Source organism: Paenibacillus sp. FSL R5-0475 (genome assembly GCF_038004585.1).
In the GTDB taxonomy this organism is placed as follows: domain Bacteria; phylum Bacillota; class Bacilli; order Paenibacillales; family Paenibacillaceae; genus Paenibacillus_AQ.
The window spans coordinates 4934556-4958673 of the sequence record NZ_JBBORK010000001.1; the positions used below are offsets into that span (position 1 = coordinate 4934556).

The 24118-nt window shown below is 46.6% G+C and carries 19 protein-coding genes; 7 read left to right on the forward strand and 12 right to left on the reverse strand.

All coding sequences use genetic code 11. From position 1 onward, the window contains the following. Nucleotides 1-8: 8 nt before the first annotated feature. From gcvT to gcvPB, 3 genes are all read left to right on the forward strand, one after another. Nucleotides 9-1121 carry a glycine cleavage system aminomethyltransferase GcvT gene (gcvT, locus tag MKX41_RS22190; protein ID WP_340973127.1) on the forward strand — a complete coding sequence of 371 codons (1113 nt, stop codon included), beginning with the start codon at nt 9-11 and terminating at the stop codon, nt 1119-1121. A gap of 106 nt (nt 1122-1227) precedes the next feature. Then, the gene (gcvPA, locus tag MKX41_RS22195; RefSeq protein WP_340973129.1) at nt 1228-2580 is read left to right on the forward strand and encodes an aminomethyl-transferring glycine dehydrogenase subunit GcvPA; all 1353 of its coding nucleotides are present in this window, start codon (nt 1228-1230) and stop codon (nt 2578-2580) included. Then, the gene (gene gcvPB / locus MKX41_RS22200; RefSeq protein ID WP_076286983.1) at nt 2577-4037 is read left to right on the forward strand and encodes an aminomethyl-transferring glycine dehydrogenase subunit GcvPB; all 1461 of its coding nucleotides are present in this window, start codon (nt 2577-2579) and stop codon (nt 4035-4037) included. Before gcvPA ends, gcvPB begins: the two co-directional genes overlap by 4 nt. Nucleotides 4038-4388: 351 nt before the next feature. Here gcvPB and MKX41_RS22205 read toward each other — a convergent pair whose 3' ends face one another. The 6 genes from MKX41_RS22205 to MKX41_RS22230 form a co-directional block, all read right to left on the reverse strand. Continuing rightward, nucleotides 4389-7403, reverse strand: a complete 3015-nt coding sequence (locus MKX41_RS22205; RefSeq protein WP_340973131.1) for an efflux RND transporter permease subunit — start codon at nt 7401-7403, stop codon at nt 4389-4391. Nucleotides 7404-7655: 252 nt separating this feature from the next. Beyond that, the gene (locus MKX41_RS22210) at nt 7656-8810 is read right to left on the reverse strand and encodes a cation:proton antiporter (RefSeq protein WP_340973133.1); all 1155 of its coding nucleotides are present in this window, start codon (nt 8808-8810) and stop codon (nt 7656-7658) included. Nucleotides 8811-9032: 222 nt separating this feature from the next. Further along, nucleotides 9033-9356: an L-rhamnose mutarotase gene (locus MKX41_RS22215; RefSeq protein ID WP_042192298.1), complete on the reverse strand. Its 324-nt coding sequence runs from the start codon at nt 9354-9356 to the stop codon at nt 9033-9035. 117 nt (nt 9357-9473) lie between these two features. After that, complete coding sequence (locus tag MKX41_RS22220) at nt 9474-10634, reverse strand: ABC transporter permease (RefSeq protein ID WP_076285708.1); 1161 nt, start codon at nt 10632-10634, stop codon at nt 9474-9476. Beyond that, nucleotides 10627-11799: an ABC transporter permease gene (locus tag MKX41_RS22225; protein ID WP_340973135.1), complete on the reverse strand. Its 1173-nt coding sequence runs from the start codon at nt 11797-11799 to the stop codon at nt 10627-10629. Before MKX41_RS22225 ends, MKX41_RS22220 begins: the two co-directional genes overlap by 8 nt. Before the next feature lie 16 nt (nt 11800-11815). Then, nucleotides 11816-12751, reverse strand: a complete 936-nt coding sequence (locus tag MKX41_RS22230; RefSeq protein WP_339243702.1) for an ABC transporter ATP-binding protein — start codon at nt 12749-12751, stop codon at nt 11816-11818. A 166-nt stretch (nt 12752-12917) separates the two neighbouring features. On the opposite strand from MKX41_RS22230, the gene MKX41_RS22235 reads away from it, so the two are divergent. Next, entirely contained in the window at nt 12918-14075 is a 1158-nt protein-coding gene (locus MKX41_RS22235) for a sensor histidine kinase (RefSeq protein WP_340973138.1), read from the forward strand. A 57-nt stretch (nt 14076-14132) separates the two neighbouring features. Further along, the gene (locus MKX41_RS22240) at nt 14133-14786 is read left to right on the forward strand and encodes a response regulator transcription factor (protein ID WP_340973140.1); all 654 of its coding nucleotides are present in this window, start codon (nt 14133-14135) and stop codon (nt 14784-14786) included. A gap of 53 nt (nt 14787-14839) precedes the next feature. Here the strand turns inward: MKX41_RS22240 and MKX41_RS22245 are convergent, their stop codons facing one another. The 5 genes from MKX41_RS22245 to ftsE all read right to left on the reverse strand — a co-directional run bounded on the left by MKX41_RS22245 (nt 14840) and on the right by ftsE (nt 21101). After that, nucleotides 14840-16150: a PDZ domain-containing protein gene (locus tag MKX41_RS22245; RefSeq protein ID WP_340973142.1), complete on the reverse strand. Its 1311-nt coding sequence runs from the start codon at nt 16148-16150 to the stop codon at nt 14840-14842. 424 nt (nt 16151-16574) lie between these two features. Then, the gene (locus MKX41_RS22250; RefSeq protein ID WP_042192313.1) at nt 16575-18041 is read right to left on the reverse strand and encodes a S41 family peptidase; all 1467 of its coding nucleotides are present in this window, start codon (nt 18039-18041) and stop codon (nt 16575-16577) included. Nucleotides 18042-18166: 125 nt separating this feature from the next. Next, nucleotides 18167-19480 (reverse strand): murein hydrolase activator EnvC family protein, encoded by a 1314-nt coding sequence (locus tag MKX41_RS22255; RefSeq protein ID WP_339243708.1) that lies wholly within the window; start codon nt 19478-19480, stop codon nt 18167-18169. A gap of 30 nt (nt 19481-19510) precedes the next feature. Beyond that, nucleotides 19511-20425 carry a permease-like cell division protein FtsX gene (ftsX, locus tag MKX41_RS22260; protein ID WP_042192317.1) on the reverse strand — a complete coding sequence of 305 codons (915 nt, stop codon included), beginning with the start codon at nt 20423-20425 and terminating at the stop codon, nt 19511-19513. Continuing rightward, nucleotides 20415-21101, reverse strand: a complete 687-nt coding sequence (gene ftsE / locus MKX41_RS22265; RefSeq protein WP_042192319.1) for a cell division ATP-binding protein FtsE — start codon at nt 21099-21101, stop codon at nt 20415-20417. The genes ftsX and ftsE overlap by 11 nt, the downstream gene beginning before the upstream one ends. 229 nt (nt 21102-21330) lie before the next feature. Here ftsE and MKX41_RS22270 point away from each other — a divergent pair, with 229 nt between their 5' ends. Both MKX41_RS22270 and MKX41_RS22275 read left to right on the forward strand, forming a co-directional pair. Further along, nucleotides 21331-22758 (forward strand): VanW family protein, encoded by a 1428-nt coding sequence (locus MKX41_RS22270; protein ID WP_340973144.1) that lies wholly within the window; start codon nt 21331-21333, stop codon nt 22756-22758. Nucleotides 22759-22911: 153 nt separating this feature from the next. Continuing rightward, the gene (locus MKX41_RS22275) at nt 22912-23313 is read left to right on the forward strand and encodes a hypothetical protein (RefSeq protein WP_340973146.1); all 402 of its coding nucleotides are present in this window, start codon (nt 22912-22914) and stop codon (nt 23311-23313) included. Between the two features lie 46 nt (nt 23314-23359). On the opposite strand, the gene MKX41_RS22280 is transcribed toward MKX41_RS22275, so the two are convergent. Continuing rightward, a complete protein-coding gene (locus MKX41_RS22280; RefSeq protein WP_340973148.1) occupies nt 23360-23962 on the reverse strand; it encodes a DL-endopeptidase inhibitor IseA family protein in 603 nt (200 codons plus the stop codon). Between the last annotated feature and the right edge of the window lie 156 nt (nt 23963-24118).

Genomic DNA, 24118 nt, shown 5'->3' on the forward strand with positions numbered 1-24118 from the left:
GTGACGACATGGATGCTTTGAAAAGAACGCCTTTTTATGATCTCTATTCCGCTTATGCGGAGTCCAGGTGCATTGATTTTGGCGGCTGGGAGCTGCCAGTACAGTTTACAGGTATCGTGAAGGAGCATGAGGCTGTTCGCCAGCAGGCTGGACTGTTCGATGTATCGCATATGGGTGAATTCATGGTGATCGGAAGCGGCGCTGAAGCCTTCTTACAAAAAATGACGACCAACGATGTCAGCCGCCTTACCGATGGTGCGGCACAATATACGCTGCTCTGTTATCCAAACGGCGGGGTGGTCGACGATTTACTCGTGTATCGACTAAGTGAAGGCCGTTATATGCTTGTCGTAAATGCCTCCAACATCGATAAGGACTTCCAGTGGCTGCAAGAACATCTGACCTCTGAATTCGGTGAAGTCACACTCACTAATGTCTCTGACGAGACGCTTTTGCTCGCCTTGCAAGGTCCGCTGGCAGAGACCATACTCGCAGAAGTTACTGATGCACCGATCTCAACGCTCAAGCCTTTCCACTTCATCGAACGCGCAACCGTCTGCGGTGTAGAAGTACTGATCTCCCGTACGGGTTATACCGGTGAAGATGGCTTCGAAATTTACGCTCCGCTGGATGTGGCAGCAACGTTATGGAACGGCCTTCTCGCAGCTGGCTCTCCTCACGGATTAACACCTGCTGGACTGGGCGCACGGGATACGCTTCGTTTCGAGGCAAAATTGCCACTGTACGGTCAGGAGCTGTCGGCTGACATCACGCCTCTTGAAGCTGGAGTACAGTTCTTCGTGAAGCTGGACAAAGCGGATTTCATCGGACGCGATGCGTTGATACAGCAAAAAGAAGCGGGTCTCCCCCGCCGTCTTGTCGGTCTAGAAATGATTGATCGAGGCATTCCACGCTCCCATTACCCAGTCTATGCGGACGGCATCAAAATCGGAGAGGTCACAACCGGAACCCAATCTCCAACGCTGAAACGCAACCTGGGATTAGCTTTGCTTGATACAGCTTACAGTGAAATAGGCACAGAGGTTTTCGTAGAGATACGTGGCAAGCAGCTTAAAGCTGTCGTGATTAAGGCCCCTTTTTACAAGTATAAACGCCTTTAGCGTCCATATTAGGACGGTGAACTTTTAAGCGAGAAATAAAAGGATAAAGTATAACGTGAAAATTGTACTTTCTTATATTTTAAAAAAGCCAAGGAGTGAAACCTTAATGAAGCACCGTTATCTGCCCATGACAGCACAGGACCGCGTAGAGATGATGGAAACCGTCGGGATTCAGTCCATAGATGAGCTGTTCTCCGATATCCCTGAAGCCGTCCGTTATCAAGGCACTATGCCGATGTCTGAACCGCTCGATGAGTACGCCCTGCTACGTCACATGAAAGGTCTCGCTGACCGAAATGCTGACTTCGATTCGCACGCCAGCTTCCTCGGCGCCGGATTATACGACCATCACATCCCCGTGGTGATCAACCATGTCATTTCCCGTTCGGAATTCTACACTGCTTATACTCCTTACCAACCAGAGATCAGCCAAGGCGAACTGCAAGCGATCTTCGAATTCCAATCCTACATTTGCGAACTAACCGGTATGAAAGTTGCCAATGCCAGTATGTATGATGGCGCAACCGCATTATCCGAAGCAGCAGTCCTTGCAGCTGGTGCCACCAAACGCAAAAAATTAATTGTCTCCCGCACCGTTCATCCTGAAGCGCGCCAAGTGTTACGCACATCGGCTAATGCTTGGGGTCTTGAGGTAGTGGAGATTGACTATAGAGACGGTGTTACCGATCAGGCTAAGCTTGCTGAGGCCATTGATGGTGATACGGCTGCAGTACTGATGCAATCGCCTAACTTTTTTGGCAGCATCGAAGATCTTAGCTCCGTTGAGCCGCTGATCCATGCCGTTAAAGGATTGTTCGTCGTCAGTGCAAATCCGATCGCTCTTGGCATTCTAGAAACACCAGGTAAGCTCGGAGCCGACATCGTAGTCGGTGACGCTCAGCCACTCGGTATTCCAGCTTCCCTCGGCGGTCCAACCTGTGGTTTCTTCGCTGTAGCAGAGCATTTAATGCGCCGCATGCCAGGTCGTATCGTTGGTCAAACTGTTGACCGTAACGGTAAACGCGGCTTCGTTCTGACACTCCAAGCTCGTGAGCAGCATATTCGTCGTGAAAAAGCGACATCGAATATTTGCTCCAATCAGGCGCTGCTCGCACTCTGCGCATCCGTCTACCTGTCCGTAATGGGTAAAGAAGGGATGCGTGAAGTAGGCGAGCTGAACATTCGTAAAAGCCATTACGCCGCTAATAAACTAAGCGAACTAACAGGGGCTGAACTAACCTTCTCCTCCCCATTCTTTAACGAGTTTGTCGTGAAGCTTCCGGAAGGAAGCAGCGTAAGTGCAATTAATTCGAAGCTGCTGAAGGAAGGTTATCTAGGCGGTTATGATCTGGGCCGTGATTATCCTGAACTTGCTGGACATATGCTGGTAGCCGTTACGGAAAAAAGAAGCAAAAACGAAATCGACCAATTCGCTAGCGCACTGGAGGGCTGTTTATGAAACCGGAGCAAAGTCTAATTTTTGAATTAAGCCGTCCCGGCCGTTCGGCCTATTCTTTGCCACTATGCGATGTGCCGCAGGAAGAAAGCTTAGAATCTCTGATTCCATCAGGTTTACTCCGTAGCGAACCCGTCGTGCTTCCAGAAGTATCGGAAGTGGATGTCATTCGCCACTACACTTCCTTGTCACGCCGTAACTTTGGTGTAGATAACGGCTTCTATCCACTCGGTTCATGCACGATGAAATACAATCCGAAGATTAACGAAGATGTTGCCCGCATCGTAGGCCTAGCTAAGATCCACCCTTACCAGCCAGAAGAAAGCATTCAAGGTGCACTGGAATTAATGTATACCCTGCAAAATGACTTATCCGCACTAACCGGCATGGATGCTGTATCTTTACAGCCTGCCGCAGGTGCTCATGGTGAATGGACCGGCCTCATGATGATCCGCGCCTACCATGAAAGCCGCGGCGAGACCCGCACGAAGGTTATCGTGCCGGATTCCTCACACGGCACCAATCCTGCTAGTGCTTCAGCAGCAGGACTTGAAACGATCACGATCCCTTCCACAGATAAAGGGATGGTTGATCTTGAAGCACTCAAAGCAGCTGTTGGCAGTGACACAGCCGCATTGATGCTGACCAATCCAAGCACACTCGGCTTGTTTGAGACCCAAATCGTCGAAATTGCTGAGATCGTGCACGAAGCAGGCGGCTTACTCTATTACGATGGAGCCAATTCCAATGCTATTATGGGCATTACCCGCCCTGGCGACATGGGCTTTGACGTGGTGCATCTGAACTTGCATAAGACAATGAGCACCCCGCACGGCGGAGGTGGCCCTGGAGCCGGACCTGTCGGCGTAAAATCAATCTTGATTCCGTTCCTACCACAACCAACTGTGGTGAAAAACGAAGATAGCAGCTTCTCACTCGACTTCGGCGGTCCTGAATCGATTGGACGCGTGAAAGCTTTTTACGGCAACTTTGGTATTCTCGTTCGTGCCTACGCCTATATCCGCACCTATGGTCCAGACGGACTGCGTGAGGTATCCGAAAATGCTGTGCTGAATGCGAACTATATGATGCACCGTCTGGCGCCGTATTTTGAAATCCCATATCCGGGCGTATGTAAACATGAATTCGTAATGTCCGGCAAAAACCTCAAGCAGTATGGTGTACGCACCTTAGACGTTGCTAAACGATTACTCGACTTCGGCTACCATCCGCCAACCGTGTACTTCCCTCTGACTGTTGAGGAATGTATGATGATCGAGCCGACGGAAACGGAAAGTAAAGAAACGCTCGACGGCTTCATAAATACGATGATCCAGATCGTAAAAGAAGCGCAGGAGACACCGGAAATCGTAATCAACGCACCTCATACCACAGAAATTAGCCGATTGGATGAGACACAGGCTGCGCGTAAGCCGGTATTGAATTGTTCTTGCGGTTAACAGCTAATGAGTAGTATTAAAAACGCAGGCCACGACACCAAGTATCGTCGCCTGCGTTTTTGCATGTAAATAAAAATCAACACTATGATCTACTCGGCCTGCACCTTCGCAAAAATCTGGAGTTATGATATCCTAATTTCGAGGGTAGCGGTATGTATTCCTTATGAAATTTGAATTTGTCCATAATGTTTTCCATAGAAAATATTTATTATTTATAAAATCAAAACTTAGATCTCTCGCACAAATACGCAAGTAAATTCTCATTTTCAAAATAATAAGGCCCTTCCCAGCATCATTAAAAATGTCTGAGAAGGGCCTGTTTCAGTTGTTTATCACTATAACTTTTTGATATTACGCACCATGCGTCGAAGTTTCTACTTTCGCCGCGCCCTTGCGCTCCTTAGCCGATTTACGGAAGTAGAACAGCTCGTAAATCGCTGGAACTACAACCAGCGTAAGCAGCGTTGCCGCGGTCAAGCCACCGATGACCACAATCGCCAAACTTTGCGAGACGATGCTGCCCATCTCGGCATGGCCGAACAGCAGTGGAGTCATGGCACAAATGGTAGCAATAGCCGTCATCAGAATCGGGCGCATCCGTGTTCCGGCCGCTTCCAGAATGGCTTCGCGAATACCCATATTCGTTTCATTCTGCTTAATACGGTCGATAAGCACAATCGCATTCGTGACGACGATACCAATTAGCATCAGAGCCCCGAACAGGGCAGTGAAATCAGGTGTTACGCCGGATACGATCAGTCCAACAATCGCCCCAATCGCAGCCAAAGGCAAGGAGAACATGATTGCCAGCGGAGCACGAAGGGTTTTGAAGGTGAGGACCATGATCAGATATACCAACCCGATGGAGATCAGCGCTGTCATACCAAGGTCAGCGAAATCCTCTGACTGATCAACCGAGGCTCCGCCTGCAAATAGAGTCACACCCTTTGGAAGGGTAAGACTATCGGTTTGCTTTTTAATATCCGCTCCGATTTCAGACACCTTCTTCGGATCCACTTCCGCTGTAATTCTCGCATATGGCTTCCCATCTTTATGGAACAACAGTGCTGGTTCATTCCGAACCTCATAGGTTGCTAGTTGTGACAACGGCTTTGGACCTTCAGCAGTCATGAGCGTCATTGCCTTTAAATCTTGCTCTGTCTTAGGCTCAGCCATAGGATCTAACACTACTCCTGCAGGTGTACCGTCCAGTTCGATTTGCCCCATAGGGATCGGATTCAGCATAGCCGACAATTGCATGGTAATTTCTTGTGCATTGGTCTGTGCTGGATCTACCTTAAATGTAAAGACAGGTTTGGTATCCTCCATATTACTACTGACCTTCTGAATACCCTCCACAGTCTTCAACTTATTCGTAACTTCTGCTGCAACAGCAGTAATATCTGTAAGATTATCACCCACGATATCAATATATTCGCTAGTGGAGCTTGAACCCATCATACTCATTTGATTAGCAACAAGTGTTGCCCCAGCGTAGGAATCCTTCACATCACGGACATGATCGATGAAGCCTTGTGCATCCGCACCTTTTTTCATCACAACGGTATAGTCCACTAAGGTCTCCGAGCTGACGGACCCCCACTGCGCCGCATCTGCACTGTTCCCTGATTGCATGATCACCGTTTCCGCTTCAGGCTGTTTCATCAAATCTTGCTCTAACTGCTTTCCTTTTTCTAAAATCTCTTTGACAGGAACATCCTTCGGATAATTCAACTGAACAGAGACATAGCTGGCATCTGAAGCATCAAGCGCACCTTTTGGCATAGTCACATAAGCAGCGATAGAGCCAATCAGAAGGAGAAGACCTAGCGATAAAGTAATCCATTTCCGGCGCAAATTCCAATCGAGGAATCGGGTGAACCATTTAGACGGCTCGTGTTCTTTCATTGAAGTTCTTCTCAGCAGCCATGAGCTTAACAGCGGAACCACCGTCAAAGCTACAACGAGTGAAGTTAACAGTGAATACGTGACCGTTAAGGCAAACGGAAGTAGGAACGCCTGTAAACTACCACGCAGAAGACCCATCGGCAGAAATACCGCTACCGTTGCAATCGTAGATGAAGTAATCGCTCTAGCCACTTCCCCAGTTGCGCTTATAATCATTTCACGTGAGAAGGGTTCTTTTTGCAGCCTACGGTAAATGTTCTCAATCACTACGATACTATCATCAACCAAGCGACCTACCGCAACGGCCACACCTCCGAGCGTAATAATATTCAGACTTATGCCGGATATATCAAGCAGATATAAGGTAACTGCTAGAGAAAGCGGGATAGAAACCGCCGTAATCAGGGTTGCCCGCAGGTTGCGTAGGAACAGTAAAATTACGATCGTCGCGAACAGCGCGCCCAGCAATACTTCACGCATCATACTATTGACCGAGGTAACCACCATATCTGAAGTGCTGAATACGACCGCTGCCTCTGCATTTGGAATGGTTTTGTTAATATGTGCTACGGTATCCTGTATATGATCTCCGACACTTACTGCATTCGCATTAGCTTCTTTGGTTACTATGGCGAAAAGAACATCTTTCCCATTCGAGCGGCTAACGCTCTCTTGATCTTCCTTCAATTCGATGACAGCAATATCCTGTAGCTTAACACCCGAGGATACGGGTAGCTTTTTTAGAGTATCGATACTATCAATTGTAGAAACCACATTTACGTTACCTGTCTGACCACCAATCGTCTGCTCTCCAAGGGATGCCGATATATTACGTCCCTGAAGTAACCCTAGTACTTGAGGTGTCGTAATTCCTTTCTCAGCCATTAATTTTGGATCTAGCTTCACCCGCACTTGAGGAGTTACTTTCCCATATAAGGCGACGTTGGCTACACCTTCTGCTTGTTGCATCTCTGGAATGATCGTTTCTTCCGCAAGCTTAAGGTTTTCTTTAGTCAGACCTTCGTCAAACGAAAGGGTGACCTGCGACACAGGAATCATGGAAGTATTCAGTTGAAGTACAAAAGGGGCCATCACACCTTCAGGGAACTGCAACGAATCTACAACCTTTTGCACCTCCCCAGCTGCATCCTTCATATTTGTTTTTGAGTCATAAAAAATATTCACCTGTGCGTATCCGTCTCCGGAAGTGGACAGTATTTCTTTCTTTCCCTTAACAAATGCGGCCCCAGCCTCAATCGGCTTCGTAACCTTCGTCTCCATCGCATGGGCATCCTGACCCGGACCGAGCACCGTTACAGTCACTTGCGGATTATCTGCCTCTGGCATAAATTCCATCGGTAGCGAAGTGTAGCTCAGCCCTCCCACTACAAGCGCCATTACCACTAAAAGCCCTACCGCCGCCTTGTTACCGAACGACCATTTGGTTAACCATTTCATTATCGTTTCCCCTTCCACCCCGTATATTTCTGGTACTCCTCTTATGACTGCCCCATTATGTATTATTTTCCATCCCGAGATTTAGTTTAGACATTTTTGGTCGAAGTCAAAACAGCCCTACGGCTGGTTTTATACTCAGTCTTAAGACGGGGGGCTTTCTCCTTCCGAAGGATAGGGAATTAGAGCAAACAAAAAAAGAGCACCCCAAAAGCCATGTAAAATGGCTTTCGAGACACCCTTTTGCTATGATTATTATTTTTGTTTAGCGCGCACTGGATCGCGGAACATATATTTTAAGAGTGGTGGTGTTACAAGTGTAGTTACAATGACAACAATAATTACGGAAGTAAAATACTGCTGCTGCAACAATCCGCTTTGCAGACCTGTTGCCGCGATGATCAATGCAACCTCACCCCGCGAAATCATCCCTGAACCAATAATAAGCGATGAATGGTTATTAAATCCTGTAAGACGCGCCCCCAGGCCGCCACCAAACAACTTGGTCAGAATGGCAATCACCGTCAACAAGAGGACGAATCCTAGTTGACTGCCAACCCCTTCAAAGGAAACATTAAGTCCGATACTGACAAAGAAGACCGGAACAAAAATCGAATAGGCGATAGGCTCAAGCTTAGATTCCACAGTGTGCTTAAAGGAGGTTTGTGAAATAGCAATCCCAGCTGCAAAAGCACCGATGATGCCTGCCATCCCCATAATTTCAGCAAAATACGCGAACGCAAAGCAAATCATTAGCGCCGCTGCAATAACAGCCTCTGTCACCTTTAACGGAGCCATCCATTTCATAACCCGCGGCACAACGAACCAACCCACAACAAGCGCTACAGCGAAGAACAACACTTTTTTCGTAATTAAAAGACCAATGGACACTGATTCTCCTGTGCCGAAAAAGCTCATTAATACAGCGAGCAAAATAACAACCAGAATATCATCGACTACAGCGGCTCCCAGAATGGTAGAACCTTCACGTGTATTCAACTTATTCATATCCTTCAGTACCTGAACCGATATGCTGACTGAAGTTGCACTAAGAATGACACCCATAAACATAGCATTATGATAAGCAAAACCAAACATTTCTCCGATGGCGAATCCACCTAGAAAAGGTAAAACAATACCTCCGACGGCTACTGCGAAAGCTGACTTCCAGTTCTTGCGCAGTTGATCCAGATCAGTCTCAAGCCCTGCTATAAACATTAACAATAGAACACCGATCTCCGAAAAATAATGAATAAACTCTCCATTTTGAATCCAACCCAGTACCGCAGGACCCAGTATGATACCGACAATTAGCTTACCCAGTACCGACGGTTGTCCCAGTCGTACAGATAAATCACCAGCTAGCTTGGTGAATAGTATAATCAGCATAAGATATAGAACAAACTCCATGTTTCATCCACTCCCTTGTTGTATATAAGAACTGCCAACTAGGGACATCTCCAAGCCAAAAAAAGACAAAGAGGAGCCCTTGTTGACAGGCTCCTCCAAAAAACAAAAAATTATTCAATTAAACAATATTAAATATATTATAACCGTAATATAAAAGACTGTAAACAAGATACGCCGATATTTTACCTTATGCAAATTTTAGTTAATAAAGAATCAGCTTCACTATTTTAGATAGAACACTTCACGTAAAGGCAACATTGGCACCTCATCATTGAAATCAAATGACCCTTCAACCATCTTTGAAGTAATGGCATTCCATCGGTTGCAGGCGTCACTTTTAGCAATGTAATCGAAAGCCGCTTCCGTATCCTCACATTCAAAGCAATAAAAAAATTGATTACCATTCTGAAAGATGGAGTAGTTAGAAATACCAGCTTTACTGTGCTCCTCCAAAACTTCTGGCCAAGGATTTAAATGCATCGCTACATACTCTTCCAGACATTCTTCCTTCACCCGCCATGTCCAAGCCAATTTATTGCTGCTCATCTGTTCATCCTCCTAGAAATGTCCTCTATTGTACATAATAAGAATCAAATACATTTGATACCTATTATTGTACCTGAAGGTAACAGCCCAAGCTATGAATATCTAGCCTTATGCTTTCTAAGCATTAATTCCAGCTTCACTTGGGCGGAGAATGGCAGAACCAATCGCCAGTAGCACAGCAGCCATAAGACCTAAGATGGCAAAGGGTAACCACAACTCATTCCAGCCCCCACCGGTTGCAGCGATGTCGACCGCTTGGATGGCCCATTTTTGCGGAACAAAGTTAGCCGCCTTCTGCATATAGTCCGGCATAATGGATAAAGGCCAAAAGCAGCCGCCAAGCATACAAGTCGGTGTGATGATAAGGGAATTCAGCATACCAGCATTATTAGGATTACGAATTAATCCTGCCACTGTACTCGCGATCCCCATAGACACCAGCATAAATGCTGCAAGAACAAGAAAATATAGATAGATTGGAACTTCATAATCATAGTGCAGCACCCAGCGACCTAAGGCGAGCACTACGACGATCTGAATCAGTCCGACCATGAAGCTACCCAGAAAATTGCCAATAGCAATCTCGTAAGAACGAACCGGAGCACTGAACATTCGCATCATCGTCCGGCCTTTCCGATCATCCATAATCAGAGACACAGAGCTCGTGACCAGGCTCATGAGAAACATTAGCGTTAAGCCCGTAACGACTCCCAGTCCCTCCCGAGGATATAGATTATAATCAGTTCGAATGCTGCCAATACTGTGCTGTTCCGCTCTTTGCATAACCGTAGTAAATTGTGCGTCAACGTCCTTAGATCCGTTATTAACTGCCCCTATGATCGCGGCCGTACTCCTCATTTCATCAGCAATTGTGCTCGCTTTTAATTTAATCATAACGGAAGTTTCATTCGTCTTCAGCTCATACACACTAATTTGTGGCTCTTCTCCAGCAAGTAGTGCCGAAGTGAAGCCTGCTGGAATTAGAATCCCCGCTTCTCCATTCTGATCGACTACGCCTTCTCTTAAAGCAGTCTCGTCAGTCTTTTCTACAAATTTATATTCTCCGGAATTCTTTAGTTCAGTGAGCAAATGCTTACCTGCTGCCCCGTTATCCATATTCGAATACAGCACAACAGCTGGGTTCTCTCCCATCGTTCCAGTAACGGAAACAATACCTGCAAGTACAATACAAGGAAGCAGAATATAGATGAGCACCCCCTTCCTAGTACCAATGGTTCGTTTCACCATGTTCCAGGCAATCGTTAAGATTTTATCCATGATAACCCACCTTCCGGTACGAAATAGCCGCTGCACTGAACAACACTAGGCAGATCAGCGATAACACTCCCAAATTCGGCATAATTTGCGATACATCGGCATGTAACATCATTTTCAGAATAGCCTGCATTGCCCAATGATTAATCGTAAACGCCCCTATAGAGTTCACCCACGATTCTGGAAGTGGTGCCATTCCCCCGCTAATGAAGGTCATGCTTACAGTGAGTACCGTAACCACACTTCTTGCGCTTGCTCCAGTCTTGCTGAACATAGAAATAACGATAGATAAGGTCATTGAAGCCACAATCATCAGCAAGCAAAATAGGAGTAACAAGCCCGGGCGATTTCCCCAATTCACACCGAACAGCACATTCGTCAGAATAATAATCGCTGCGCACTGTACTATACTTACAACACCCACACCAAGCATTTTGCCAATAAACAGTTCTGAGCCTTTGACTGGCATTGAATTTATCCGGAAAAGGGTATGATTTTCTTTTTCATTAAAAAGAGAAGTACATACCGTCAAGCCGCTATACAGCAAAAACATCAGCATCATGGATACCGCATAGAACTGGGAAGAAGTATATGAATATCCTCCCTCGCTCAGTTCTCCAAGCTTTACGGAAGACTCATTACTGGTGGAACTAGGTGCCATAACGTTCAAAGCTTCTGGACCCAGTGTCATCGCCACAGACTGTTTATAATTAAGATTCCTCAGAAAATTATCGAAGACCGTCCCTGCCACCCTGTTATCTGTACTTTTTTGGCCCAGTATAAATTCCAGCTGTGCGGCTTCACCGCTCTGTACCTTACTATCAAAGCTGGGAGGAACAACAACCGCATAACCATATTTTCCTGTTCGCAGACCGCTTTCTGCCGCCTCTCGACTACCCACCATAACCGGAGTAATGATATCCTTAAGCTCTGTTGACTTCAAAAAGCTATCCATCATCACCGAGCTCTCATAGCCCTCACCAGAAAGATTAACAACAGCCACTCGCACAACATCAATAGTAGTGGAGCCTTTGTCACCAACGACACCGGAGAGCGAAGCACCTAAGAGAAAGATCAATAACAGGGGCAGCAAAAACATATTTAATATCATAGAACGTGAGCTAAATAGTCTTCGCAGCTCATAGATCATAATCGTCCAAGTATTCATCAGAATAATCCCCCCTTTAATCTCTTAAGGTCCTTCCGGTCAAGTTTAGAAACAACGTCTCCAGATCAGGTTCTTCAATATTTAGCGAGCCGATAATCCCCTTATGCTTGGCAAAAATAAAAAGGATGTCCTGTAGCTCCCCTTGTGAAGAAGGCAGATATAGCTCGACTACTTCATCCTTTGCTTCTACGCGTCTAATTCTAGGGTGAAGCGTCAGCTCCTGAACAAGCTCCGATGTGATATTAGCAGCTTTAATGACGATTTTTTCTTCCTTGGCAACGCGTTCTCTCAGTTCTTTTTCCGTGCCGCAAGCAATGATATGCCCTTTATCCATAATGGCTACTCGATCGCAAATGGCCGCAACCTCCTCCATATAGTGACTGGTATAAATAATCGTTGAACCGAGTCGATTGAGCTCCTTAACCGATTCAAGAATATGATTACGAGATTGCGGATCAATCCCCACCGTAGGTTCATCCATAATAATCAGCTTGGGACGATGCATAATAGCACAGGCAATATTCAGACGTCTTTTCATCCCTCCGGAAAAGGTTGAGGGTTTCTCTTTTGCACGATCGCTAAGGCCTGTGAACGCAAGAGCCTCATCTACCCGTTCCTTCAAGAGCTTGCCACGCAAACCATACAATCTTCCGAAAAAGGTAACGTTATCCGCCGCTGTCATCGTGTCGTATAAGGCTAATTCCTGTGGAACCAAACCAATTCTTTTCTTCACCTCAAGTGATTTCGAGGAAACGGGCAGACCGTCGATAACAATGTCTCCCCCGTCAATCTTAAGCAAGCCGCAGATCATACTGATCGTTGTACTTTTACCCGCTCCGTTTGGGCCTAGCAAGCCAAAGATTTCTCCTTCTTCTATCGTCATGTTCACATGATCTACAGTTAATTTACCTTCATATCGTTTCACCACATCGGTCAATACGGCGATTGCCATCTTTTCATCGCTCCTGTCTTTGCGCTTCTATATTTACAATTTTAGCTTAAAGGAATTGACCACGGAGGTACGAAAAGTCATCTTTTGAAGGTGACTTAAGTCATCTCCTGAAGAAGTAGGCGAATATGCTAAGATTAGAAGAAACTCTATAAAGGATGTCTTAGGTGTGACTAGAGAACTGACCCTATTGCGATACCTACTCATCATAATTCCTGCTTGTATTAGCATTTACATCTACCCATATGCAGACTATGGAATCTTCACGTTGCATATTCTGATGCTTCTATTCCTTGTGGTCATGGTGCCAAAGCTACCCCGTTCCTTTCATGCCTTAATAAGCATTGTGGAAATACTGTTCACTGCCTGGTTATGTTACCAGTACGGCAGCATAATGATTTTCCCGGCCATTTCAGCATTACTTTATTATTCTAGACTTCAGCCCCAAGCAGTACCTCTCGTGTTTACGGTTGTGCATCTGATTACCTTGAACATAGCGCTCTGGGATTCTCCAAAGCTTATAATCACATTCATCAATATTACTTTTCTGCTCATCGCCTATCTCAACGAATTGTTACAGAGGGCGGGTCGGGGCCGTGAGAATACCCTCAATCTTTACGATGAGCTGCGAAAAAAGCATTTCGAGCTGGATGAAGCCCGCAACCGACTGCTGGAGTTTAACGCCCAAATAGAAGATGCAGCCCAGTCCAAAGAACGGGTTCGAATCTCCCGCCAGCTCCATGATGATATCGGCCACCGCCTCATCCGCATTAAAATGATGATGGAAGCCGCGCTACTCACCTTACCCACCTCCCCTGAAAGCGGAATGCAGATGATGGAGCTCATTCGAGATCAATTGTCAGCCAGCATGGACGATATGCGCTCTGCAGTGAAGCGTATCAACTATACGCCACAATTAGAGGGAGCTCATGCGTTAGACCGGCTGCTAGAAGAGATCGGCCGCGATACGGGAATCGAGACCTCATACCAAGTGCATGGGATACCTTACCCGCTATATCCTAGTATTCAGGTGATCTTGTATAAGAACGCCCGAGAAGCCATAACCAATGCCCTACGTCACGGAAATGCAACTGCGATTTCGATTAAAGTCGACTTTAGTGATACTGGAGTTACGATGGAGGTCAGCAACAACGGGACGCTTCCCGAAGGCAATAAACTAACCAAACTGCCGGAAAGTGGAGGGGTCGGGATGAAAGGAATGTTCGAACGAACACATCTGATCGGCGGAACCTTGGAATGGCGGCAGGAGCCTCAATTCACCATTGTTACGCGGTTGCCCATTTATAAGCAGGGAGAGATTGTATAGGCAACGTAGGACTTGAAGCAAAAAAGAAATCTATATTATGAAGAAGGAGCCACGCTAATGATTAAGGTGATAATTGTAGATGACGATCCTTTTATTCGTCAAAGTCTGCAAGTACTGATAGGGATGGACCCCGATATTGAAGTGATCGGAACTGCAAGTGACGGAAACGAGGCCTTGAATTTGCTCCAAGCGGGAGATATGGCGGATGTGATTTTGATGGATATTCGGATGCCAGGCTGCGGTGGTGTTGAAGGGACAGAAAAAATTAAGCAGGCTTTTCCTCAGGTTTCGATACTGATGCTAACTACCTTCGATGACGATGAGTATATCATTGAGGCGCTGCGGAACGGTGCCAGTGGATATTTGCTCAAAAACATACCTCCTGACCGTATCATACAAGGCGTCAAAACAGTTAATGAAGGCAACATGCTAATCCACCCTGATATCGCGCGCAAACTAACCACATTTCTACAGCCCGCGGCCCGTCCTGAATCTCCACAGGTACAGCCACTGGAATCTTTCGGACTGACCAAAATGGAATTGGCCGTTGTCGCCTCTATCGCTGAGGGGCATACCAACAAAGAAATCGCCGGACAGCTGTTTCTTAGCGAGGGTACGGTCAAAAATTACATAACGGATATTCTAAGTAAATTAGAGCTGCGAGATCGTACGCAAATCGCTATTTTCTATTTGAAGGGTGGGCGTGGATAGAAGTTCTACAAAAAAGCCCGGACTCTATTTCCAGAGTCCGGGCTTAACTTTAGTTATCCTTCCGCTGATTCCTTCTTGGCTTCAGTAGCTTTGTTCCGTTTGAGTCGGCCGTTCGGAAGATGCCGGCTGCGAGTACCTGTCTTCATCGCGATGATGCTGAAGATGCTGGAAGGCTTCGCCTCCGCAGTAACCGCTCCATCTGTCTCCGGTACCAGAATGATGCCGAGCTGATGATGGTCCCCGTCGTAGATCGGGCTCTGAAGGTATTTGCTCTCCCCTTCACGGTTCTGCACCTCCAGCTTGCAGAACGCTGGATTCATGCGCAGCGCCTCATGTAGCTGCGCGGCATCGGTCAACAGGACCCCGTTGACCTTCAGTAAAATCTCGCCGGGCAGGATGCCCAGCTCCTGCCCGGGACTGCCCGGCAGCACGGCCAGCACCTTGCGGCCGCGCGGTGGATGCACGAAGATGGGGCTGATGCTGCGCTCTTCCAGAGCGCTGTACCAGCTTAACCCTTCGTGCAGCACCATCGCTGCGAGCGCCGCGAGCAGGGTCAGCGGGCTCCACCAAGCGGCAAGCAGGCTTAAGCCGAGCAGGACGAAGCTGTACATCAGCAGCCGTCCTGAAGTGCGGGCCGCCTTGCGCCCGGGCAGCATGCCCTGCGTCATCTCGCTGAAGCCGATGATGACGGGCAGAGAGACAATGCCAAGCCCGCCGCCCAGCAGCGGCTGCCACGGCAGCTCCGTTCCTGCGCCCGAAGGGATCAGCAGGAACAGCGGCAGCGGCCAGAAAGCCTGCAGCTGATAGCCGCCGACAACCATGCCGCGCTTGCCCTTCAAGAAGAGGGGCGTCGCAAGCTTCGCCCCTTGCCAGCGGGCCAGCAGCGCCTCCGCCATGTGCAGTAGCGCAGCTAGCACTAGCAATGCGGGAATATCCATCTCCCGTATGGCTGTTGTAATATTCCCAACCGCTCCGCTATGTAAGGCGTTTGGAAAGAAATTCAGTACAAATTGAATCACACCTAGCAAACCTATAGAATAAGCGAAGCACAAATACCGTACACGCAATAGCGATAACACTATACTGACTACCCAAATGCAGGCCACAGCTGTACCTGATAAGGATACTCCTAACAATATGGCTGCAATAGAAACCACTAGTCCCATCACCAGCCCGCTCCACACCGTTCGCCACGTTTCTTGACCCCAGCTATGTAACTTCACATGAATTAGCTTACGTTCTAATGCCACCTGCCTACGGTAATACAACGCAATAAATATAATAGCAATATAGTAATATGGCTGGATCAATAAGTGTAAGAACGCAGTGCCCAAGCTTCCTAACCATTCCTGAATCACATTCAAACTGTTCGTCACACTCCTTCCTACTCTACCAAAAAACTTTCATGAACCCCTGTTCACATACCAGAATGAAATTGTTCATCCCTCTTATTCATTCATACCTTTCACTTTGGCTAGATCAGAGAAAGCCTGTAAAAGTGCAGCATTTGTACAGATATCCTCTTCATTAGGAGCGAATACTGCAAATGTACAGGAATAACCTCACTTATAGCTCGAAAGCTCCCCATGGGGCAAGTATTACTGCAGATTCGCAGGAATTATCGCTTCGGCCATCTTCGTACCATAAAAAAATGTATTATTGCAGGTTTATTCGACGGTTATCCTTACTAAGTAGTCAACCATCAGCAGCTTTAAGCTACACCATGCGTGTGCTATACCCTTGATCGATTCTTATATTTAGAAAAAAAGAAGGCTGAATTCAGCCTTCTTACTTTTTCGACGCTGCCGCCTTAATTTCCTTCTGAATCTCAGCAATCCCTCTATTCCGTTGGTTGTCGTTGGCAGGGTCCTGGATCACTTTGATCAGTGCCACCTCCAGCGCCTCCGCGGTCTTGGCATCAATCATGCCTGTGACTTGAAGTTTCGCTTCACTCTGGAATTTCTTCACTGCATTCTTAGTGCCAGTATCGAAATAGCCATCTTTGCGTCCAGGCTTGTAGCCTAAGCCATCCAGCATCGTCTGTGCACTCTTTACATCACCGTTGTTCATGTTATATTGCAGCGTCACGCTCTTGTTAATCGGAGCCACTGAGAAGTAATCCGGCTGCGCTACCGCGATATCCGGTTTAATTCCCTTGCCGTGGATCCATGTGCCGTCCGGTGTAAGCCATTTAGCAATGGTAACCTTCAGTAAGCTGCCATCTCCAAGCTGTTTGTCAAAGCTTGTCTGCACCGTGCCTTTACCAAATGAATTATCACCTATTAGCTTGGCTCCCGCTGACTGCTGCAAGGCACCCGCCAATATTTCCGAGGCGCTCGCGCTACCTTTATTCATTAGCACTACCACTGGATAAGCCTTGCTAGATCCCTTGGAGGTGCTAACTTCGCGTTTTTTATCTTTGTATTCTATTTGAACTATGTTTTTACCAGCTGGAATGAACTCTTCAGCCATCTCAATAACAATCGGGAGGACACCGCCTGGATCATTACGGACATCAATGACCAATCCCTTCATGCCTTGCTTCTCTAGCTTTCCAAGCTCTTCCTTGAATCGTTCTGCAGTATTTAGGGAGAACTGAGTGACCTCGATTACCCCTACACCGTCTTTTTCCATAGTTGAGTATACCGTCTCAAGCTTCACATCATCCCGAGTAAGAGCGAACTCTAGAGGCTCTACAGAGCCGGAACGTTGTATTTTCAAAGTAGCCTTACTGCCTTTAGGTCCGCGTATCTTCGCAACAGCAGCATTTAGATCCATGCCTTCTAGCGATTCTCCGTTAACGGACAAAATGACATCTTTAGCCTGAATTCCTGCTTTTTCAGCAGGTGAACCCTTGATTGGGGAGACCACGACTACTTTACCGTTATCCGAAGAGACTTCTGCACCGATACCTGAAAAGGAACCCTCAATGCTCTCTTCAAATTTCTCAGCAGTTTCTTTACCCATATAGTTGGAATAGGGATCGCCTAGCGCTTCCATCATACCGTTGACAGCACCATCTATCAGCTTCTCCCGATCTACCGTCTCGTAGTAATTGCTCTCAATCAAACTGAGCGCAGTCCCAAGCTTCTGGGATTCCTTCTGCTGTAGACCTGCAACCTGCAACGCAGAGGCTAATCCTTGTCCTGCAGCTTGTCCAAAGACATGAGTATAACCCGTCACGCCCAAGGTTACTAAACTACCGCATAGCAGGGCGGCGATAATCATAAACGCCGCGGTGCTTTTTTTTAACATGATGTTCCCACCGTCCCTTCTTGTCCATCTTGTAAACAACATCCTAAGTCCGTCCTGAAAGGTACGGTATCTCTTCCAGTATATGCCGTACAATCAAATAATATGAGTTATAAGTTCGTTAAAAATTAGAGATAAGGCATAGGATTTACAATCTTACCGTCAATCCGTACTTCGAAGTGAAGGTGGGGACCCGTTGAATTACCTGTGGAACCTGATTCAGCAACCACATCTCCGCGATTGACTTTATCCCCGGCACTAACTCTAAGACCGCCTTTACGTATATGTCCGTAGAGCGTCCAAACTCCGCCTCCATGATCAATAATTACACAATATCCATAGCCGCTCCACCATTCAGCCAAGATAACCGTTCCGGAATCCGCCGCATGAATATTGGTTCCTTGTGGAACCGCAAAATCGACGCCGGTGTGTACTTTCCCCTTCTCACCCGTGATTGGATGTGTCCGTGGTCCATAAGGGGATGAGATTCTTGCGGATCCTACAGGAAGTAGAAACGGCCCATCTCCACCTGAATATCCCGTATCACTAGAGCTGGAGCTAGAACTACTGCTTCCCTTACTAGCTGCAGCTGCAGCTGCAGCCTTCTTGGCAGCCGCCGCAGCTCTACGAGCCGCTTCCGCCTTAGCCGCTGCTGCTCTGCGAGCGGCTTCCTCCGCCTTAATCTTATCCTTTTGCGTTTCCAGCGCAGAGCGTTCGCTTGCCAGTTTGACTAGCTTTTCATTCTGCTCTTCACTTAAATCATCACTTTCTTGAATTTGCTTATCATAGAATGCGATAAGCTCCTGTTTCTCAGCTTCTTTCTCCTTCAGCAAACTTCTCTGTTGTTCCAAAGAAGTATACAGCTGCTTGGCTTGGGCATATTGCCCTTCAAGCTCTTGTTTCTTCTCTATCACCGTCTGCTTGTCCAGCTTATGTTGAACTAACAGCTCCTGATCCTGATCCACAATCATCTTAAGTGAATCCGCGCGATCCAGAAAATCAGCAAAGCTTGTCGAGGAGAGCAAAACATCCAAGTAAGAAACCGCTCCATCGGTATACATTAATCGAACACGGGATCCTAAGACTTCCTCTCTAGAGGCGACTCGTGCTTCTGCTTTATCCAATTCCGTTGCCGTAACATTCAGAGATTGTTCTGTATCGGAAATTTGGGTAGAGATTTCGGTCATTTTGCCCTTAACTTGATCCACTTGCTGTAAGACATACTGCAGATTGAGATTCGTCTTATTCTTATAATGCTGTGCTTCCTGCGTTTGGGACGCCGCTTTCTCCTGCTGCGCCTTAGCTTCCTGCACCTCTTTTTGCAGCTGCTTTAGCTGCTTATCGATTTCGGCAACACTTGTTTTTTTGGCATATCCATCAGAGGGCTGGAATATAGTGACAGCTAGTAACATTACGGCTAGTCCGGCAGCAATCTTCTTCAACTTGCACTCCCCATCCTTCACTTTTTAATATTAAACTTTCAAGAACCTACGAATAGAAACCGTGCTTCCCCAGACGCCGATCAGCACGCCTAGTCCAACTAGTACACCGACGACCAGCATCCAAATATTATCGAACGGAATTAGCTGCAATTGGAGCATAGGATCTCCCTGTACGGTCGATTCCAAAGTGCTGTAACCCAAATACAAGACAACGGAGGTAATGAGCGATCCGATCAGACCGATCAATGCCCCTTCTATAAAGAAAGGCCAGCGAATAAAATAATTTGTCGCGCCTACGAGCTTCATAATGCCAATCTCCTTACGACGAGCAAGTATCGTAACCCGAATCGTATTAGAGATGAGGAACATAGACATGAGCCCCAGACCTGCTACAAAAATAAAACCAATGTTTCGTACAGCGCGTGTTATTTTGAACAAGGTTTCTATTGAGCCCTTGCCATATTTCACTTTGTAAATGGGCTGATCAGTATGTGTCTTGTTGAGTGCTTCAATCTTCTCAGCCACAAATGATACTGTAGTAGGTTCGACAACTTCTACCTTAAGCGTATCTGGGAGAGGGTTATTGTCTTCATCGAACCCTTCCAGAAGCTCAGCCGCGTCCTCACCCATATCTGCACGGAGATCTTTAAGTCCTTGATCCTTGGAGATGAACGTAATCTTGCTGACCTCCGGCATATTGCCAATTTCAGTCTGCAAAGTCTCACGCAACTTCTGATCTACATTTAGTGCCAAATGCACATTAATCTGTACCTGGCTATCTGCCTCATCCGCTACAGCATTCACATTAAGAACAAGAAGAATAAATACACCTAGGACAAAAAGAGAGACGACGATGGAAGTGATCGAAGCAATCGACATCCAGCCATTACGGAATACGCTTTTGAAGCCTTCCCGCAAGTGTCGCAAGAAGGTCTTAAAACTCATAGCCATATTCCCCTCTCGCCTGGTCTCTCACAATGTTTCCGTTCTCAATCGCAAGCACCCGCTTGCGCATTTTATTCACGATATCTCTATTATGGGTAGCCATTACAATTGTTGTTCCACGAAAATTAATTTCGTCCAGCAGCTGCATAATGCCCCATGAAGTCTCAGGGTCCAAGTTACCTGTAGGCTCGTCCGCAATAATAACAGATGGGTTATTAACGATAGCCCGAGCAATTGCAATACGCTGCTGTTCTCCACCTGAGAGCTGTGAGGGCTCGCGATTTGCTTTATTTTTGAGTCCAACCAGATCGAGAACTTCATTCACACGTTTCTTGATGACCTTCTTCGGGGCTTCAATAACTTCCATGGCAAAAGCGATATTCTCATACGCTGTCATCCTTGGTAATAACCGAAAGTCTTGAAACACAACGCCGATATTACGGCGCACATATGGGATTTTACGTTGTTTAAGCTTCCCTATGTTAAAGCCTCCCACAGAAATTTGACCTTTAGTTGGCACTTCTTCTCTATAAATCAATTTCATAAAAGTAGATTTACCCGCGCCGGATGGACCGACAACATACACAAATTCATTGCGGTCAATTTTTACTGAAACTCCTTGCAGTGCGTGAGTTCCGTTAGGGTACGTCTTCCATACATCTTGCATTTCAATCATTTTCTCACTTCCCAATTATGACATTTTCCACTTGTGTGAATCGACAGGGTACAGCTTAAGTTTCCATAAACTTCAATATTTCCGCAATGTATCTATTGTAACAAATCTGTAACCGATTGAGTACCCCGTAACTGCCCCACTATTCGAAAGTTTTGTAATGTCTGTACATATACATATAAAAAGCACCTACTGTGCCGCTCGCAGAAGCCATCCAGGAAGGAGATTATTCATGAAAAAAATCCATCTTACCCTCATAATAGTCATTGCACTCATTCTTATCGGTTCATTAATCTATGGGGGACTTCAACTATATGGCCATAAAAACACGCTTCCAAAAGGTACAACCCTTGCCGGATGGGAGGTGGGCGGGCTGAATATCTCAGAGGTACGTTCCGAACTGGAGAAAAAGCTACAGGCCCTTGAATCTATCCCCCTTGTGTTGCAGGTCGAAGGGAATTCTGAGCTTACCCTCAAGCTTAAACAAGCTGGAATGGCCTATGAAGCCGCTGCTTTTAAGCAAGGTCTACAAGATCTTACGGAAGGGCGGCTATGGGATCGTGTAAAAGCCCGCTACAGCTTCCCCCAGAATTGGAGTCTTGAAGCCCATCTGGATATTGCTCAATTACAGACCATCCTAAGTCCCGCTTGGGAGAGAGAATCCTTCGGAGATCCAGTAGATGCTACGCGGCGAATTACCGGGGATGATCGTGTAGTGTATACGCCTGAGAAGACTTCCCTTGAGGTGGACTGGACAGGAATGGTGACCTCACTATGGGCCGCTGCCCCCACTCGTTTTAGTCGTCTACTCTCGCTGCAAGAGAAGGGGATTACTTTGGAAGTTCCATTAACCATATTACAACCGGACATCACTCTAAACGCTCTAAAGGAGCAAGGCATTGAGCGAAAAATCATGCAATTCAGCACCTCTCTCGGAGCAAGTGGACCTGGACGAATCTACAACGTCGAATCAGCAGCCAAAGCTGTGAACGGAACCGTGCTCCCACCTGGAGCCGTTTTTGACTATGGCAAAGCTATTGAAAAAGCAAAAATAGAATACGGCTTCCGCGAAGCACCAGTCATTGTGAACGGTAAGCTACAAGCCGGCGTCGGCGGCGGAATCTGCCAAGTTTCCAGTACGCTGTACAATGCCGCTTTGCGCACCGGACTGGAGATTGTGGAGCGCCGCAATCACTCCTTGCCGGTCAACTATCTACCCAAAGGCCAGGATGCCACCTTTGCTGAAGGCTATATCAACTTCCGTTTTCGCAATACGACTGGCAAATATCTAGTCATTAAAGCTGCTGTGCAAGGTCGATCACTATCGATCAAGCTCTTCGGTACTTTTCCGAAAAATGTTACATATAAGGTCCACTCACAAATCGTAGAGGTGCTGCCTCCAGTCGACAAGTACGTAAACGACCCTTCCCTCCCCCGTGGAGGCTCACGCGTTATACAAAATGGGAAGACCGGATATGTTGTTGAGACTTACAGCACCCGGATTGTTGACGGTAAATCCACTGAGGTAAAGAAATTATCCCGTGACGTGTATTACGCACAAAAACGGTTAATCGCCATCAATCGTGGAGGCGTAAGTAAATCTGTTATTCCAGAAGCACCTAGAAAGCAGTTGGTAGAGGATGGCGTTCGAAGTGAATAGATTACCTACAAAAAAAAACGGTCAGACCTCGTGAGGTTCTGACCGTTTTTGCTTGTTCATCTATTTTACCTGTAGATGACCTTTCTTCGCCTTTAAAATTTACGATTCGGGGGTACATTAGAAATAGACCTATAATCAGAAAGGATGAATACCATGTCAACAGCTCTTGTAAATGATCTCTCTAATATTGTCCGCAGTGCACCTGCTATTTTTGCCTCACGTACTTGCAGAGAAGCCCTTCGCGTAATGTTCCAGCACCCAGAATCCAAATGCATCGTCGTCTGTAACGCCACGAATGAACCGCTTGGATTGTTAATGTGCGACCGTTTCTTTTTAAAAGCCACAGGAAGATCAGGAGTAGATCTGTTCTACAAAGAGCCTGCCATGAAGCTTATGAATAAAACTCCACTCATTTTTGATATCTCCACATCACTTGAATCCGTATTAGCTAATGTTATGAGCCGCCCAGATCCTATGAAGAATGACTGTGTCATCATTACCCGTAAAGGCAAATTCGCAGGTGTTGTTTATATCTCTGACCTGAAGCGCAGTTAGTTCATAGCCCCTACCATCATCTTTCCTCTAATACCTTCCCATTTCCTCAGAAAAGAATATCCGGTGAAGTGTCGATTCTCCAGTATCCCTCCACTTTCTTCAGTTTCACATACACCGACTCACTGCTTTCCTGCGCACCTGGATAAGGAACGGTCAGTTCAAATTCAGCGGTTGTCGCAGTTTTAGAGAGCATGCGGGCGGTGGCTTTTTCATACATTAATAAATTGCCCACATCTGCATTAACCTGCGACATTCTTCCGTTATACTCCAAAAATTGAGTCTGCACATAATATGCCGCTGCATTGTGAGTGTAGGCTTTTTTTATGTAATTCATCAGCTTCGTCTTTGTGCCAATGTCACTGGAAAGATAACGGTACTCCTGCGCTTTATACGTGAAGGTTTCTATCGGGAAGATGTTTCCGCCTCGATTACTATAGAAATAAAGAGCTCTTGCATGGACTACGAGCGGTATGATGCTCTTCACCGTCAAATTATTGATGGTAGCAGGGCCCTCTTTCCCAGGCGCAGACACAGCCACCTTCTTGACTGCCGTACTTCCTGCTGACGGTGAAGCTGCCATAGCTCCCCCACTTGCTGAGATCAGGCCTATGGAAAGGGCCAACGAACCAATCATCCACTTTTTGTTCATTCGGAATTCCTCCTTTTTTATCTGAAAAATACAGGCGATAGCCACTGTTCCAGCTTATGCACCCCGCAAGCTAAAATACCCAATAAACAGAGGAATGAAAACGCATTTATATTTTATAGTAACGAAAAAAATCCACCCTCCTGATTTACAGGAAAA